The sequence below is a fragment of the Streptomyces sp. NPDC006314 genome (assembly GCF_040613075.1).
In the GTDB taxonomy this organism is placed as follows: domain Bacteria; phylum Actinomycetota; class Actinomycetes; order Streptomycetales; family Streptomycetaceae; genus Streptomyces.
Window position 1 is genome coordinate 92,673 of sequence record NZ_JBEXRL010000011.1, and the last position, 14,546, is coordinate 107,218.

Sequence of the window (14,546 nt, forward strand, 5' to 3'; positions counted from 1 at the left end):
GATGAACCGAACGGCACTGGGCCTCGCCGTAGGGGCCGGATACTTCCTGGGACGCACGAAGAAGCTGAAAATGGCACTCGCCGTCGGTTCTCTGGTGGCCGGGAAGAAGCTGAACCTCGGCCCGAAGGCGCTCGCGGAGCTGGCGCAGCAGCAGCTGCGGGACAACCCGCAGTTCAAGGAGATCGGGGACCAGCTGCGCCAGGACCTGCGGGGTGTCGGCAAGGCCGCCACCGGCGCGATGGTGGAGCGGCAGATGAGCACGCTTGCCGACCGGCTGCACGGCCGGACCACCCAGGTGCGCGACCAGCTCTCCGGGGCGGTGCCCGCCGGCTCCGAGGAGGAGCGGGACGACGAGGACGCCCAGGAGGAGTCCGCCGAGCGGGAGGATGACGACCGCGAGGACAACGACCGGGGGGACGAGGGCCGGGAGAGCGAGGCGCGCGGCGATGGGCCGGCCAAGAAGGCCCCCGCCAAGAAGGCTCCCGCCAAGAAGGCCGCGGCCAAGAAGGCCCCGGCGAAGAAGACCGCTCCTGCGAAGAAGGCGGCGGCCAAGAAGACCGGCACCGCTCGCGGTGCCGAGTCCCGGCAGTCGAAGGGCGGCGACGACCGATGACCGAGACCCTCGGATCCGCCACCTCCGCGGCAGGCAAGGCCACGGGTGAGGCCAAGAACAACCCACTGACGGATCTCGCCCACAGCGAGGCCGCCGACCGGCTCAAGGCGGAGGCTCAGGAGTACCTGTCCGCGCAGGCCCAGCGCCTGCTGACCGGCCTCGGCCGCAAGCTGGGCGAGACGACCGTCAAGCTCAACGACATCGCCGAGGGCAACAGCCCGGGCTTCGCCAAGCTCGCGCTCGACGGCGGACGCAAGATCGCCGAGGGCAAGGGGCCGCTGCGCTCCGCACTGGAGCTGGGCGCATCCGGCGCCAAGGAGAAGGTCATGGACGCGGTGAGAAACCTCGGCGGGGGCAAGGGCAAGCGCAAGGGAGGCGGGGGCAACAAGCCCACCGTCATCATGGAGTCCGTCGACGTCGGCGTGCCGCTGCGCACCGCCTACGACCAGTGGACCCAGTACCAGGACTTCTCCACCTTCGCCAAGGGCGTCAAGAGCGCGAACCGCGCCGACGACACCCACTCCGACTGGCAGGCGAAGGTCTTCTGGTCCAACCGCAGCTGGAAGGCGCACACCACCGAACAGATACCGGACTACCGCATCCAGTGGACGTCGGAGGGCGCGAAGGGCACCACCAAGGGTGTCGTCACCTTCCACCCCCTGGGCGACAACCTCACCCGGGTCCTGCTCGTCATGGAGTACTACCCGAGCGGCCTGTTCGAGAAGACCGGCAACATCTGGCGGGCCCAGGGCCGCCGGGCCAGGCTGGACCTGAAGAACTTCGCCCGTTTCATCACCCTCAAGGGAGAGGCGGAGGACGGCTGGCGCGGCGAGATCAGCGACGGCGAGGTGGTCCGCAGCCACGAGGACGCCGTGGCCGAGGAGGAGCAGGAGCAGGACGCCGAGGCATCCGATGAGGAGGCCCCGGAGGGCGAGGCCGAGGAGCAGGACGAGGAAGAGGAAGAGGAAGAGGAAGAGGGCGAGCCCGAGGAGTACCGGGACGAGGAAGAGGGCGAGCCCGCCGAGGAGGCGGAAGAGTACGAGGACGAGGAAGAGGGCCCGTACGAGGAGGAGGTAGAGGAGGGTGAGGAGCCCGAGGAGGCCGAGGAGGAGGCGTACGAGGAGGAAGAAGAACCCGAGTACGCCGAGCGCGGGAGCCGTCGATGACGATGCCCAGCCGCTTCCCCGAGCCCTACGGGCAGGGCTCGGGGGCCAACCTCGCCGACATCCTGGAGCGTGTGCTGGACAAGGGTGTCGTCATCGCTGGTGACATCCGGATCAACCTGCTCGACATAGAGCTGCTCACCGTCAAGCTGAGGCTCATCGTCGCCTCGGTGGACAAAGCCAAGGAGATGGGGATCGACTGGTGGGAGAGCGACCCGGCCCTCTCCTCCCGGGCCCGCCGGGATGAGCTGACGCGGGAGAACGCCGAGCTGAGGGAGCGCCTGGCCCGGCTGGAGGAGCTGGAAACGGGCCGCCGCGTGCCGAAGGAGGCATCATGATCGGACTGCGGTACGTCTACGCCGTCTGCCGGCCCTTCGGGACGCCCCTGCAGTCCCAGCTCACCGGCATAGGAGGCGCCCCGCCGGCGCTGCTGCACCATCACGGCCTGGTCGCGGTCGTCAGCACCGTCCCGGAGGCCGATTTCTCCGAGAGCGCCCTCAAGGCCCACCTGGAGGACCTGGACTGGCTGACCGCGACCGCCCGTGCCCACCAGGGCGTGATCGACGCGCTCACCACCGTGACCACCCCGCTGCCGCTCCGCCTCGGGACCGTCTTCCGGGACGACAGCGGCGTCCGCATGATGATCGAGGCCCGCGAGGACGACTTCCGGCGCATCCTGGACCGGCTGCACGGTCGGGTGGAGTGGGGCGTGAAGGTGTACCTGGAGCCCGAGCCGGCCGAACCCGCCCCGGCCGTGGCGAAGCCGGCCAGCGGGCGCGACTATCTGCGCCGGCGGCGCGAGCACAGTCACGCGCACGAGGAGAAATGGCAGCGGGCCGAGGAATTCGCGGAGTCCCTGAACGAGCGCCTCTCCCGGCTCGCCGAGGATACCCGGCTGCACGCCCCGCAGAATTCCGCGCTGTCCGCGACGCCGGGCCAGAACATACTCAACGGGGCCTATCTGGTGCCTCGGGAGCATTCCGAGGAATTCGTGGAACTGGTCGACCGCACGAAGGACGAGGCCCCCGGAATCCGGGTGGAACTCACCGGCCCCTGGGCCGCCTACTCCTTCACGGGAGAGGAATCATGAGGGGGGCGCAACGGTGACCGTCGTGGAACGACGCGAGATCGCACTCGTCGACCTGCTCGACCGGTTGCTGGCCGGAGGAGTCGTCATCACCGGCGACCTCACGCTGCGCATCGCGGACGTCGACCTCGTCCGCATCGATCTGAACGCCCTGATCAGCTCCGTCAACGAGCAGGTCCCCTCGCCCTTCGAGGAGCTCGCATGACCGCGCGCAGCCCGCGCAACCGGCTCGATCTCGAACCCGACACGGTCGAGCGTGACCTGGTGAAACTCGTCCTGACCGTGGTGGAGCTGCTGCGTCAGCTGATGGAACGGCAGGCGGTGCGCCGCTTCGACACCGGTGAGCTGACCGAGGAGCAGGAGGAGCGCATCGGGCTCACCCTGATGCTGCTGGAGGACCGGATGGCCGAGCTCAGGGAGCGGTACGGACTGCGGCCCGAGGACCTGAATCTGGACCTCGGGCCGCTCGGGCCGCTGCTTCCCCGCGAGTGAACCGAGCGTGGGGGGCCGCACTCACCAACGATCACCGGGCATCTTCTTTACGGCACAGGATCTCCCCATGCAGGACCGCGAACCAGCCGTCCTCCTGCCGGCCCCATTCCCGCCAGGCCCGCGACACCGCCCGCAGCTCTTCGGCGGTGGCGTGTCCGCCCTGGGTGGCCCGGTCGGCGTAGCCGGAGGCAAGGGTGCGGTCCGCCCACAGACCGCTCCACCAGGCCCGCTCCTCGGGGGTGGCGAACGTCCAGGTGCTGGAGGTGGCCGTGACGTCCCCGATCCCGGCGGCCAGCGCCCACGCCTTCAGCCGGCGCCCGGCGTCGGGCTCGCCGCCGTTGGCGCGGGCCACCCGCTCGTACACCTCCAGCCAGTGGTCCAGGCCGTCGAGGGCCGGGTACCAGGTCATCGCCGCGTAGTCCGCGTCGCGTACCGCGATGAACCCGCCCGGCCTGGTCACCCGGTGCATCTCGCGCAGCGCCCGCACCGGGTCGCCGACGTGCTGGAGCACCTGGTGTGCGTGGACCACACAGAAGGTGTCGTCCGGGAAGTCCAGGGCGTGGACGTCCGCGACCGCGAAGTCGACGTTGTCCAGGCCGCGTGCGGCGGCGGTGGCGCGGGCCTGCTCCAGGATGCCCGGAGCGTGGTCCACGCCGGTGACATGGCCGTCCGGGACCAGTTCCGCCAGGTCGGCGGTGATGGTCCCCGGACCGCAGCCGATGTCCAGGATCTTCATGTGGGGCCTGAGCGAGCCGAGCAGGTAGGCCGCGGAGTTGGCGGCGGTGCGCCAGGTGTGTGAACGCAGCACCGACTCATGGTGCCCGTGTGTGTAGACGGCGGTCTCCTGCGCTTTCGGCATGGCTGCACCCCTTCGCGTCGTACCGTCCCGGTGTCCTGCGGCACCGACCGGCGGTACGCCTCACGGTACGCGCGCTCCTCAAATGGTGAGACACGCGTTTCGCATAATGGAATGACGGCTCGTCAGGACGCGGTGCGCAGCGGGCGGTAGACCGTCAGCGCCTCGGGCAGCTTCTCCAGCCTCACCTCGCCCGACACCGCCGTGACCTCGCCGTCGTAGGCCAGCGGGGTGCCCGGAGCGACGCCGGTCAGCCGCAGCCGGTTCACCTGAACCGCCGCGTGCGCGGGGGACCGGGACAGCGGGCCCGCGACGGCCGCGGCGAGCAGCCTCAGCGCGGGCCGGCGGCTGCCGTGCACCACCCGCACATCCAGCAGACCGTCCGCCAGATCGGTACGGCGGCCGGGTGCGAGCCCCATGCGGTGGTAGACGCCGTTGCCGACGAAGAGCAGCCACAGCGGCCGCTGTTCACCGCTCACCTCCACCTCCAGCGGATGCTCGTCCGCGCGCAGCACACGCAGCGCGCCGAGCACTCCGGCCGGCCAGCCGCCGAGCCGGTGCGACCAGCGGTCCCGCTCGCGCACCAGCTCCGGATAGACGCCCAGGCTCAGCGTGTTGAGGAACAGTCCCTCGCCGTCGGCGGTGACGAACCGGCCCGCGTCCACCCGGACCGCCTCGCCGTGCCGGACCGCCAGGGCCAGATCGCGTTCGTCCTCCACACCCAGGTCGTAGGCGAAGTGGTTGAGGGTGCCGCCCGGCAGCACCGCGAGCGGCAGTCCGTGGCGCAGGGCCACCTCGGCGGCCGCGTTCACGGTGCCGTCACCCCCGCACACCCCGAGCACCCGCGCCCGGGTCGCCGCCTTCGCCAGCGCGTCCCGGATCTCCTCCGGCGCACACTCGACGACCTCCGCCTTCGGCAGCGCGTCGTGCAGGGCGCGCACCCGGTCCGCCGTGCCCGAGGCCCGGTTGGCGACCATCACCAGACCGTCGCCCTCGGGCAGCGCCGGGGCCTCGGCACGCGGCCGGGCGGGCCGCCAGACCTCCGCCCGGGTCGGCACCAGACGCCGTACCAGGAAGGCGGCGCCCGCCCCGAGCGCCGCGCCGGCCAGCACATCGCTCGGGAAGTGCACCCCCGTGTAGACGCGGGAGGCCGCCACCGAGAACGCCACCGGCGCCACCGCCGCCCCCCATGCCGGCGACTCCAACGCGACCCCGGTCGCGAACGCCGCCGCCGACGCGGCGTGCCCGGACGGGAACGAGGTGGTGATCGGCTGCCTCTTGAGCTGCCGCACCAGCGGCACCGGGTCCAGCACCGGCCGCGCCCGGCGTACCGAACGCTTGCCGAGGGTGTTGATGGTCAGCGAGGCCAGGCTGAGCGAGGCCAGCCCCCGCACCGCGGCCCGGCGAGCCCGGGGCGTGCGGATCGCGGCCATCGCGGCGGCCGTGGCGAACCACAGCACCCCGTGGTTCGCGCTGCGGCTCAGGCGGGGCAGCACCCGCTCGGCGCCGGGCCAGTGCCAGGCGGCTGCCGCCTCGAACACCCGGGCGTCGAGATCGAGCAGCTTGCGCAGGGCGTTGCGGCCGGTCGGCAGGGCGGTCAGGTCCAGGTCTGGGCTCATGGGGTGCGGTTACCCTGAAGTGCCCGTTTCTTGTGTTTCCGTGCGCCGGGCAGCCGACCGGTGCGGTGAGGGGATGCCCCCGATGCGCCTGCTCCTGGTCCGCCACGGTCAGACTCCGTCCAATGTGGATCACCTGCTGGACACGGCCGTACCCGGCCCGGGACTGACCCCGCTCGGCGAGGCGCAGGCAGCCGCCCTGCCCGAGGCGCTCACCGACGAGGACATCGAGGCCCTGTACGCCTCCACCCTGACCCGCACCCAGCTCACGGCCGCCCCGCTGGCCGCCGCCCGCGGTCTCCGGGTGATCGTTCGTGACGGCATCCGCGAGCTGTCCGCCGGCGAACTGGAGATGCGGCCCGGCCACTCGCCCGAGGGGGAGCGATACCTGCGCACCGTGTTCGCGTGGGCGGCCGGGGACACGGCCCTGCGCGTCCCCGGCGGGGAGAGCGGCGAGGAGGCCCTCGCGCGGTACGACGCCGTGATCGCCGAGGCCGCCGCCAGCGGTGCCCGGACCGTCGCCATGATCAGCCACGGCGCCGCGATCCGCGTGTGGACCGCCGCCCGCGCCGGCAACGTCGACGTGGCCTTCGCCGCCGCCCGCCCCCTGGAGAACACCGGCGTGGTCGTCCTCGAGGGCTCCCCGTCGGACGGCTGGAAGGCCCTGTCCTGGCAGGGCAACACGGTGGAACCGGCGGGGCAGGGCGGCCCGGCGGGGGAACCACTGGACACGGCCGGGTAGCGGGGGCACGCGGCCGGGCGGTGTGGGACGCGGCGGGTGCCCGGGGGCGCGCGGCCGGGTGGTGTGGGAGTGCGCCGTCGGGCGCCCCGGGGAGCGCGTGGCCGGTGCGTGGAATGGGCCGCCGGGCGGCGGCGGGGAGTGCGCGGCCGGGTCGGGGGGAGTGCGCGGTCGGGTGGCCGGGGGAGCGCGTGGTCGGGCGCACGGGCACGGGCCGGGTGGCGGGGGAGTACGCGGCCCGGCGGGGCGGAGCGCGCGGTCGGGTGGCAGGAAGCATGCCGCCGGGTGGCCATGCGGAGCACGTGGCCGGGTGCCGTGGTGGGGCCCCACCGGACTGGCGCCGTCGGATATGCGTTTGCCGCAGGCCCGGGCCGCCCCGGAGAATGCCTGCCCATGGGACATCTGGAAGCCGCGCACCTCGAGTACCTCCTCCCCGACGGGAGGGCCCTGCTCGGGGACGTGTCCTTCCGGGTCGGCGAAGGCGCCGCCGTCGCCCTGGTCGGCCCCAACGGCGCCGGCAAGACCACCCTGCTCCGCCTGATCTCCGGCGAGCTGAAGCCGCACGGCGGCACCGTCACCGTCAGCGGCGGCCTCGGAGTGATGCGCCAGTTCGTGGGCTCCGTGCGGGACGAGACGACCGTACGGGACCTGCTCGTGTCCGTCGCCCCGCCCCGCATCCGCGAGGCGGCGAAGGCGGTCGACGAGGCCGAGCACGCCATCATGACCGTCGACGACGAGGCCGCCCAGCTGCGGTACGCCCAGGCTCTCGCCGACTGGGCCGAGGTCCGCGGCTACGAGGCCGAGACCCTGTGGGACATGTGCACCACCGCAGCCCTCGGCGTGCCCTACGAGCGCGCCCAGTGGCGGCAGGTCCGCACCCTCTCCGGCGGCGAGCAGAAACGCCTCGTGCTGGAGGCGCTGCTGCGCGGCACGGACGAGGTGCTGCTGCTGGACGAGCCGGACAACTACCTCGACGTGCCCGGCAAGCGCTGGCTGGAGGAACAGCTCAAGGAGACCCGGAAAACGGTCCTCTTCGTCTCCCACGACCGGGAACTCCTCTCCCGAGCCGCCGAGAAGATCGTCTCCGTCGAGCCGGGACCGGCCGGCGCCGACGCCTGGGTGCACGGCGGCGGCTTCGCCACCTACCACGACGCCCGCCGCGAACGCTTCGCCCGCTTCGAGGAGCTGCGCCGCCGCTGGGACGAGAAGCACGCCCAGCTGAAGAAGCTGGTGCTGAACCTCCGGCAGGCGGCCGCCGTCAGCCATGAGATGGCCTCCCGTTACCAGGCCGCGCAGACCCGACTGCGCAAGTTCGAGGAGGCCGGTCCGCCGCCGGAGCCGCCCCGCGAGCAGGAGATCACCATGCGCCTGAAGGGCGGCCGTACCGGCGTCCGGGCCGTCACCTGCGAACAACTCGAGCTGACCGGCCTGATGACCCCCTTCGACCTGGAGGTCTTCTACGGTGAACGGGTCGCCGTCCTCGGTTCCAACGGATCGGGCAAGTCGCACTTCCTGCGCCTCCTCGCCGGCGAGGACGTGGCACACACCGGCGAGTTCAAGCTGGGCGCGCGGGTCGTGCCCGGCCACTTCGCGCAGACCCACGCCCACCCCGAACTCCAGGGCCGCACGCTGCTGGACATCCTGTGGAAGGAACACTCCCAGGACCGGGGAGCGGCCATGTCCCGGCTGCGCCGCTACGAGCTGACCCAGCAGGCCGAGCAGTCCTTCGACCGGCTCTCCGGCGGCCAGCAGGCCCGCTTCCAGATCCTGCTGCTGGAACTCGCCGGTGCCACCGCGCTGCTGCTGGACGAGCCGACCGACAACCTGGACCTGGAATCCGCGGAGGCCCTCCAGGAGGGCCTGGAGGCGTTCGACGGCACGGTCCTCGCGGTCACCCACGACCGCTGGTTCGCCCGCTCCTTCGACCGCTTCCTCGTCTTCGGCAGCGACGGCCGCGTCCGCGAGACCCCGGAACCGGTCTGGGACGAACGCCGGGTGGAGCGGGCCCGGTAGCCGCGACGAACGCCGGGACGAGCGGCCCTGTCAGCACGGATCCACTCACCCGCCCCGGCCGCCACTCCGCCCTGCCCTCACTCCGCCCGGCCGTCACTTCCAGCGCAGCAGCGCGCCGAGGCCGCCTGCCGCGATCTCGTCGCCGGTCTCGTCCAGGACCGGGGTCAGCGACACGCCTCCGCCGTCAGGTGGCGGCGGTGGTCCATGCCCTCGTCGTGCCTGGACGGCTCGACGTATGCGGAGGCCCACGATCCCGGATGTTCGTACAGTGGATGCAGAAACGCGAGCTCCATGGATTCCTCCCGGAAACCGCTCGGGGGGCAGTGGACGCCGGGCGGGTACCCGGACCGCGGACACGAACACGACGAGCGGGGACCACCATGACCGGAGTCGACCCCAGCAGGCTGGACGACCAGCAGCTCATGAAGGAGCTGGAGACGATCCACCGCACGCGCCACGACACCCTCCTGTACGGCTCGAACGACGCGCTGCGGGTGCACAACGAGCGCATGGCGCAGCTGGAGGGCGAATACCTGCGCCGCAACCCGCGCCGCCCGGTGAGCGCGGGCCGCACCCGCGAGGGCGCCCGTGAGCGCGGCTCCGGCGAGACGGCGACTCCGGACACGTCCGGCACCTGACCGGCACCCGGCACCCACGCGTGAAGGGCCGGCCCGTGCGGACCGGCCCTTCACGCGGTGCGGCGGGTTCAGCCGGCCTCGCCGGCGAACACGCGCAGGAACGCGTCGCAGAACGCCTTCAGATCGTCCGGCTTGCGGCTGGTCACCAGCTGGTTGGAGCCGTGGTCGCAGATCTTCACCTGCTCGTCCACCCAGGTGCCGCCCGCGTTGCGGATGTCCGCCTGCAGGCTCGGCCAGGACGTCAGCACCCGGCCCCGCACGACATCCGCCTCCACCAGCGTCCACGGCGCATGACAGATCGCCGCGACCGGACGGCCCTGCTCGAAGAACTCCTTCACGAACGCGACGGCCTTCTCGTCCATCCGCAGGAAGTCGGGGTTGGCCACCCCGCCCGGCAGCACCAGAGCACCGAACGAACCGGCCGACGTCTCGCCGACCACCTCGTCCACGGGGAACGTGTCCGCCTTGTCGAGATGGTTGAACGCCTGGACCTTCCCGGACTCCGTGGAGACCAGCACCGGCTCGTGCCCGGCGTCCGAGGCCGCCTTCCACGGCTCGGTCAGCTCGACCTGTTCCACGCCCTCGGGCGCCACCAGAAACGCGATACGCATGATCCTCAGCTTCCTTTCCCGGCACGCACAGCCGCCTTCGCCGCCCGGGCGCGTCGTTTCCTGTCCCTCGCCGCCCGCCGGCAGCGCAGCATCTCCTCGCCGTACGGCAGGAGCACGCACGCGCCGATCGCGAGGCCGATGCCCGCGAGATAGCCCGGCGACAGCGGGCGCCGGCGGGGCACCAGACGCCACGCGTCCGGGTCCCCGCGCCCGCCCCGCAGCAGCGACCGCACCTGATCGGCGTGCAGACACATCAGCGAGACCAGCCCGCCGAACGGCAGCGACTCCAGAAAGCTGTGGATGTGCTGCTCGACGGGTTTGACCTCACGGTCGCTGTCGACGGCCGTGCGCACGTCCCACAGCGCCGTCGCCTCGTGCACCGCCGCCGCGCCCAGCTGCACGGTCAGCAGCAGCGGATTGATCTCGTAGCGCAGGGTCAGCGCGATCGGCAGGCCGACCTCGGCCATCATCAGAGAGTGGATCAGGGACTCCTTCGTCCCCGCCGTTTCCTCGATCCGGGTGTGCCGGTGCATCGCCCAGTCGGCGAGCCCCGGCACGAACCACCCGGGCAGCAGCCCGTACAGCAGGAACCGCGTCGTGGCGTCCCCGACGTCGACGGTCGCGTCACGCGCGATCTCGGCCGCCTGATCCCGGCTCACTCGCCGCCCGCCAGCGTCTTCGCCAGCTGCTGCACGTTCTCGTACCGGTCCTGGCGCGGCAGACCCGCCACCGCGTCGATCAGCCCGCCGGGCGCGTTGCTCCGGCGCAGCACCCGTGCGAGCTCGCCCGCCGTCGCCGGAAACGCGTGCCGGCTCAGGTTCCGGGCCAGTTCCAGCCGGAGCCGCTCCAGCGACGCCGGCGATCCCAGGCCGCCCACCGGCCCGCTCCAGACCTCCGGGTCGTCGTCCGCGGCCGGCTCCGGATCGTGCCACTCCTCGACGCGCGTCGGATGCCCGGACCTCAGCAGGCCCTGCAGCTCGTGCTTCATCTCGTCGTCCCGGTGGACGCTCAGCCGGTCACTGCCTCGCTGCATGTCTCCCTCCAGAGGGTCGAAGGTCCGCACCGCGTACCCGGCGTCCAGAGACCGACACCCGCTCCGTCCGCCGGAAACCGGCCGTTTCACTTCCGGTCGCTTCGCCTACTGCTTGCCCCGGCCCGGCAGGAACTCCTGCACCTTCGCCTTCAGCCCCTGCTTCATCATCGAACCCCGGTCGGCATCGCCCTTGAGGATCGAGGCGGCCGTCGCCTCCATCTGCTCCCAGGTGGCGTGCGGCGGGATCGGCGGTACGGCGGGGTCGGTGAGGAACTCCACCACGGCCGGCCCGTCGGCCTTCAGGGCCGCCCGCCAGGCCGCCTCCACCTCCTCGGGCTTTTCCACCCGGATGCCTGTCAGGCCGAGCGAACGGGCGAACGCCGCGTACCGCACGTCCGGGATCTCCTGTGACGGCAGGAACGAGGGCGCACCCTCCATCGCGCGCATCTCCCACGTCACCTGGTTCAGGTCGCGGTTGTTCCACACGCCCACCACCAGCCGCGGATCCGACCAGCGGTCCTGGTACTTAGCCGCCGTGATCATCTCCGCCAGCCCGTTCATCTGCATCGCACCGTCCCCGACCAGAGCGACCACCGGCCGGTCCGGATGCGCGAACTTCGCGCCGATCGCGTACGGCACACCCGGCCCCATCGTCGCCAGCGTCCCGGACAGCGAACCGCGCATGCCCGGCCGCATGGTGATGTGCCGGGCGTACCAGTTGGCGACCGATCCGGAGTCGGAGGTGAGGATCGCGTTGTCCGGCAACAGCGGATCGAGGGCGCGGGCCACGTACTCGGGGTTGATCGGATCGGCCGACAGACCGGCCCGCCGCTCCATCGTCTCGTGCCAGCGGCGCACGTTCGCGCACACCGTGTCGTACCACTCGCGCCCGCTCCGATCGGCCTTCAGCAGCGGAATCAGCCGCTGCAGGGTCGCCTTGGCGTCACCGACGAGATTCACCTCGTAGGGGTAGCGCATGCCGATCATGTGCGGGTCGATGTCGATCTGCACGCCCCGCGCCTTGCCGAAGTCCGGCAAGAACTGCGTGTACGGGAACGAGGAACCGATGGTCAGCAGCGTGTCGCAGTCACGCATCATCTCGTACGACGGCCTGCTGCCCAGCAGACCGATCGGCCCGGTGACGTAGGGCAGTTCGTCACTCAGCACGTCCTTGCCGAGCAGTGCCTTAGCGACACCCGCGCCGAGCAGCTCGGCGATCTCCTGTACCTCCACGACCGCGCTCGCGGCGCCCTGCCCGACCAGGACGGCGACCTTGTCGCCCTCGTTCAGCACGTCCGCCGCCCGGCGCAGTGCCTCGTCCGACGGGGTCGCCGTGTAGTCGCTCATGCCCAGGCTGGAGGGCACCATCTTGAACTCGTGCGACGGCGGCGAGTAATCCAGCTCCTGCACGTCACCCGGGATGATCAGCGCGGTGGGGCAGCGGCGCGCGTAAGCGGTGCGGATCGCCCGGTCCAGCACGTTCGGCAGCTGCTCGGGGACCGTCACCGTCTCCACGAACTCCGACGCGACGTCCTTGTACAGCGTGTGCAGGTCCACTTCCTGCTGGTAGGAACCACCCATCGCGGTCCGGTTGGTCTGGCCGACGATCGCCAGCACCGGCACATGGTCCAGCTTGGCGTCGTACAGGCCGTTGAGCAGATGGATCGCGCCCGGCCCCGACGTCGCCACGCACACCCCGATCCTGCCGCTGAACTTGGCGTACCCGACGGCCTCGAACGCGGACATCTCCTCGTGCCGCGACTGGATGAACCGCGGCTGGTCGTCGGCGCGGCCCCAGGCGGCGAGCAGCCCGTTGATGCCGTCGCCCGGATAGCCGAAGACCTGTTCCACGCCCCAGGCGCGCAGGCGCTCGAGGATGTGGTCGGAGACCTTGGTGCTCATGGAGGACCTCCCCGGTGGGGTACGAAACGGACGATCCGGTCAGCGGATACCGAGTCACCTGCGGGCCAGACGGAAAACCTGTGGGGGCCCGTCCGGGTGCCGGACGCCACCTGCTCGCCCGGGAGGGGAGGAGGGGGCCGGCGGCCGCTTCGCCAGCGGGCGTGCGCCTGCTCGCCGCCTTGTGCGGTCACCCGTCCGCCGTTGCGGCCGGCTGTCGTTGCGCTGCCGGCCGGCACGGCTGCGCGTCACCTGCCTGCCGGAGCGCCGGTCTGTCACCCGCCTGGCCGTCCGCGTCCCGCGAATGGGCTCCGGCCGCGCGCGGTACGCCGCGGCGCGGGCTGTGATGGCGGTGAGGGCACGACCCGTGCCCCGTACCCGTGGCGCCGCCCGGTCGTCCCGCCGCCCGGCCGATACGCCGTAGCCGTCGAGGAGCCCGTCCCATGCGCCGCACCGCCCGTGCCCTGTCCGTCGCCTTCGTCGCCGGTGCCGCGCTCGCCCTGGCCGGGCCCGCCGCCTTCGCGGACCCCGCCGCCGACGCCCGTCCCGGCACCGTCCCGCCCGGCGGCACCGTCGCCGTGTCCGTGATCTGCGATGCCGTCGCCGGCCCGGTGCCGGAGACTCTCGACGCCGCCTCGCCGGGTTTCGAGGGCGGCACCGTGCACCTGAGCCGGGTCACCGGCAACGCGGACCATGAGACCGGCGCGACCGGCCTCGCCTACCGGGGCACCGCCCGCGTCACCGCCCACTACCGCTCCGTCGGTGACATGGCCGCGGACCGCCCCGTGGGTGATACGGCCGAGGACCGCCCCGTAGTTGATGCGGCCGAGGACCGCCCCGTGGGTGACACGGCCGATGACCACCCCGACGGCGTCACGGCCGAGGAAGACCCCGCCGGCACCGGCCCGGACGCCGCATGGACCGTCGACGGCACCTGCCCGCCCGCGACCGGCGGGACGGGCACGCCGTGGAACGCGCCCTACAGCGTCACCCGCGGTGACGACGGCGTTCCGTGCGCCGAACCGGGGCCGTGCGGCACCACCCGGGCCTGCGCGGACGCCGAGCCGTGCGGCGACGGCGGCCAGTGCCGGGAGACGGAGTCCTGCCGGCCCGGGGACGACGGGCACTACCAGAAGGGTGAGGCGTGCCCGGACCAGTCTCCGCGCAAGGAGGGGGAGCCGTGCCAGGGCGCCGCGCGGGAGTGCGCCGGAGCCGACTCGTGCACCGACGGCGGCGGCCGGTGCGGGGAGTCCCACGGCGCACCCTGCACCGACGGCGGCGGCCGGTGCGGGGAGTCCCACGGCGAGTCCCAGGCGGAGTCCCACGGCGCACCCTGCACTGGTGGCGGCAACAAGTGCGGGGAGTCCCACGGTGCCCCCTGCCCGGACGGACAGACCTGCCGTGAGTCCCACGGCACCGACGGATGCGCCCAGGAATCCGGGCAGCGCGGCGTGGAGGCCGGAGCGGGAGGCACCTTCAACGACTCGGTCCCGGCCCTCGTCGCCGGCGGTGTGTGCATCGCCGCCGCCTGCGGCGCAGCCGTCTACCGGCTCCACCTCCGCAGGCGGTCCACGGCGGGCCGGCCCACGGGTATGTGACCCGGAAACTCGGGGCGCCGGCCATGGAGCGCCGTCGGGCGGGTACACACCTTCCCGAGGACACACCGGCAACGGGCACCACACGCACCACCGCACCTGGGGCAGCACAGCGGCAGACGGCGAGGAGAGCACAGATCCGGGCGCGACGGCAAACGGCAGCCGACGCGGGAAGGCGCACCGACACAGCG

Annotated in this window: 17 protein-coding genes; 10 read left to right on the forward strand and 7 right to left on the reverse strand. The window is 72.4% G+C overall.

The genetic code is table 11. The features are described 5' to 3' along the window. The first annotated feature begins 1 nt into the window (after position 1). The 6 genes from ABZ079_RS21510 to ABZ079_RS21535 are packed head-to-tail and all read left to right on the forward strand — an operon-like array spanning position 2 to position 3,355. Positions 2–613 carry a DNA primase gene (locus tag ABZ079_RS21510; RefSeq protein ID WP_356941025.1) on the forward strand — a complete coding sequence of 204 codons (612 nt, stop codon included), beginning with the start codon at positions 2–4 and terminating at the stop codon, positions 611–613. After that, positions 610–1,779, forward strand: a complete 1,170-nt coding sequence (locus tag ABZ079_RS21515; protein ID WP_356941026.1) for an SRPBCC family protein — start codon at positions 610–612, stop codon at positions 1,777–1,779. The genes ABZ079_RS21510 and ABZ079_RS21515 overlap by 4 nt, the downstream gene beginning before the upstream one ends. Continuing rightward, a complete protein-coding gene (locus ABZ079_RS21520) occupies positions 1,776–2,114 on the forward strand; it encodes a gas vesicle protein (RefSeq protein ID WP_356941027.1) in 339 nt (112 codons plus the stop codon). Before ABZ079_RS21515 ends, ABZ079_RS21520 begins: the two co-directional genes overlap by 4 nt. Continuing rightward, complete coding sequence (locus ABZ079_RS21525; protein ID WP_356941028.1) at positions 2,111–2,866, forward strand: GvpL/GvpF family gas vesicle protein; 756 nt, start codon at positions 2,111–2,113, stop codon at positions 2,864–2,866. The genes ABZ079_RS21520 and ABZ079_RS21525 overlap by 4 nt, the downstream gene beginning before the upstream one ends. Before the next feature lie 13 nt (positions 2,867–2,879). Next, on the forward strand, positions 2,880–3,068 hold the full coding sequence (locus ABZ079_RS21530; protein ID WP_356941029.1) for a gas vesicle protein: 189 nt from the start codon (positions 2,880–2,882) through the stop codon (positions 3,066–3,068). Then, on the forward strand, positions 3,065–3,355 hold the full coding sequence (locus tag ABZ079_RS21535; RefSeq protein WP_356941030.1) for a gas vesicle protein K: 291 nt from the start codon (positions 3,065–3,067) through the stop codon (positions 3,353–3,355). Before ABZ079_RS21530 ends, ABZ079_RS21535 begins: the two co-directional genes overlap by 4 nt. A gap of 31 nt (positions 3,356–3,386) precedes the next feature. On the opposite strand, the gene ABZ079_RS21540 is transcribed toward ABZ079_RS21535, so the two are convergent. Next, positions 3,387–4,214, reverse strand: a complete 828-nt coding sequence (locus tag ABZ079_RS21540) for a class I SAM-dependent methyltransferase (RefSeq protein ID WP_356941031.1) — start codon at positions 4,212–4,214, stop codon at positions 3,387–3,389. Between the two features lie 122 nt (positions 4,215–4,336). Continuing rightward, the gene (locus tag ABZ079_RS21545) at positions 4,337–5,830 is read right to left on the reverse strand and encodes a phosphatase PAP2 family protein (RefSeq protein WP_356941032.1); all 1,494 of its coding nucleotides are present in this window, start codon (positions 5,828–5,830) and stop codon (positions 4,337–4,339) included. Positions 5,831–5,912: 82 nt separating this feature from the next. On the opposite strand from ABZ079_RS21545, the gene ABZ079_RS21550 reads away from it, so the two are divergent. Together ABZ079_RS21550 and ABZ079_RS21555 are read left to right on the forward strand one after the other, a co-directional pair. After that, the gene (locus ABZ079_RS21550; protein ID WP_356941033.1) at positions 5,913–6,569 is read left to right on the forward strand and encodes a histidine phosphatase family protein; all 657 of its coding nucleotides are present in this window, start codon (positions 5,913–5,915) and stop codon (positions 6,567–6,569) included. 390 nt (positions 6,570–6,959) lie between these two features. Next, complete coding sequence (locus ABZ079_RS21555; protein ID WP_356941034.1) at positions 6,960–8,579, forward strand: ATP-binding cassette domain-containing protein; 1,620 nt, start codon at positions 6,960–6,962, stop codon at positions 8,577–8,579. Between the two features lie 93 nt (positions 8,580–8,672). On the opposite strand, the gene ABZ079_RS21560 is transcribed toward ABZ079_RS21555, so the two are convergent. Continuing rightward, positions 8,673–8,828, reverse strand: a complete 156-nt coding sequence (locus ABZ079_RS21560) for a hypothetical protein (protein ID WP_356941181.1) — start codon at positions 8,826–8,828, stop codon at positions 8,673–8,675. A gap of 131 nt (positions 8,829–8,959) precedes the next feature. Here ABZ079_RS21560 and ABZ079_RS21565 point away from each other — a divergent pair, with 131 nt between their 5' ends. Beyond that, positions 8,960–9,217 carry a DUF6158 family protein gene (locus ABZ079_RS21565; RefSeq protein WP_356941035.1) on the forward strand — a complete coding sequence of 86 codons (258 nt, stop codon included), beginning with the start codon at positions 8,960–8,962 and terminating at the stop codon, positions 9,215–9,217. A 68-nt stretch (positions 9,218–9,285) separates the two neighbouring features. On the opposite strand, the gene ABZ079_RS21570 is transcribed toward ABZ079_RS21565, so the two are convergent. The 4 genes from ABZ079_RS21570 to ABZ079_RS21585 all read right to left on the reverse strand — a co-directional run bounded on the left by ABZ079_RS21570 (position 9,286) and on the right by ABZ079_RS21585 (position 12,763). Then, a complete protein-coding gene (locus ABZ079_RS21570; protein WP_356941036.1) occupies positions 9,286–9,828 on the reverse strand; it encodes a type 1 glutamine amidotransferase domain-containing protein in 543 nt (180 codons plus the stop codon). Positions 9,829–9,833: 5 nt separating this feature from the next. After that, on the reverse strand, positions 9,834–10,487 hold the full coding sequence (locus ABZ079_RS21575) for a diguanylate cyclase (protein WP_356941037.1): 654 nt from the start codon (positions 10,485–10,487) through the stop codon (positions 9,834–9,836). After that, positions 10,484–10,861, reverse strand: a complete 378-nt coding sequence (locus ABZ079_RS21580; RefSeq protein ID WP_356941038.1) for a DUF2795 domain-containing protein — start codon at positions 10,859–10,861, stop codon at positions 10,484–10,486. The genes ABZ079_RS21575 and ABZ079_RS21580 overlap by 4 nt, the downstream gene beginning before the upstream one ends. A gap of 105 nt (positions 10,862–10,966) precedes the next feature. Then, positions 10,967–12,763, reverse strand: a complete 1,797-nt coding sequence (locus ABZ079_RS21585) for a thiamine pyrophosphate-requiring protein (RefSeq protein ID WP_356941039.1) — start codon at positions 12,761–12,763, stop codon at positions 10,967–10,969. A 440-nt stretch (positions 12,764–13,203) separates the two neighbouring features. Between ABZ079_RS21585 and ABZ079_RS21590 the strand changes: the two genes are divergently transcribed. Next, positions 13,204–14,358 carry a hypothetical protein gene (locus tag ABZ079_RS21590; protein ID WP_356941040.1) on the forward strand — a complete coding sequence of 385 codons (1,155 nt, stop codon included), beginning with the start codon at positions 13,204–13,206 and terminating at the stop codon, positions 14,356–14,358. Positions 14,359–14,546 lie beyond the last annotated feature (188 nt).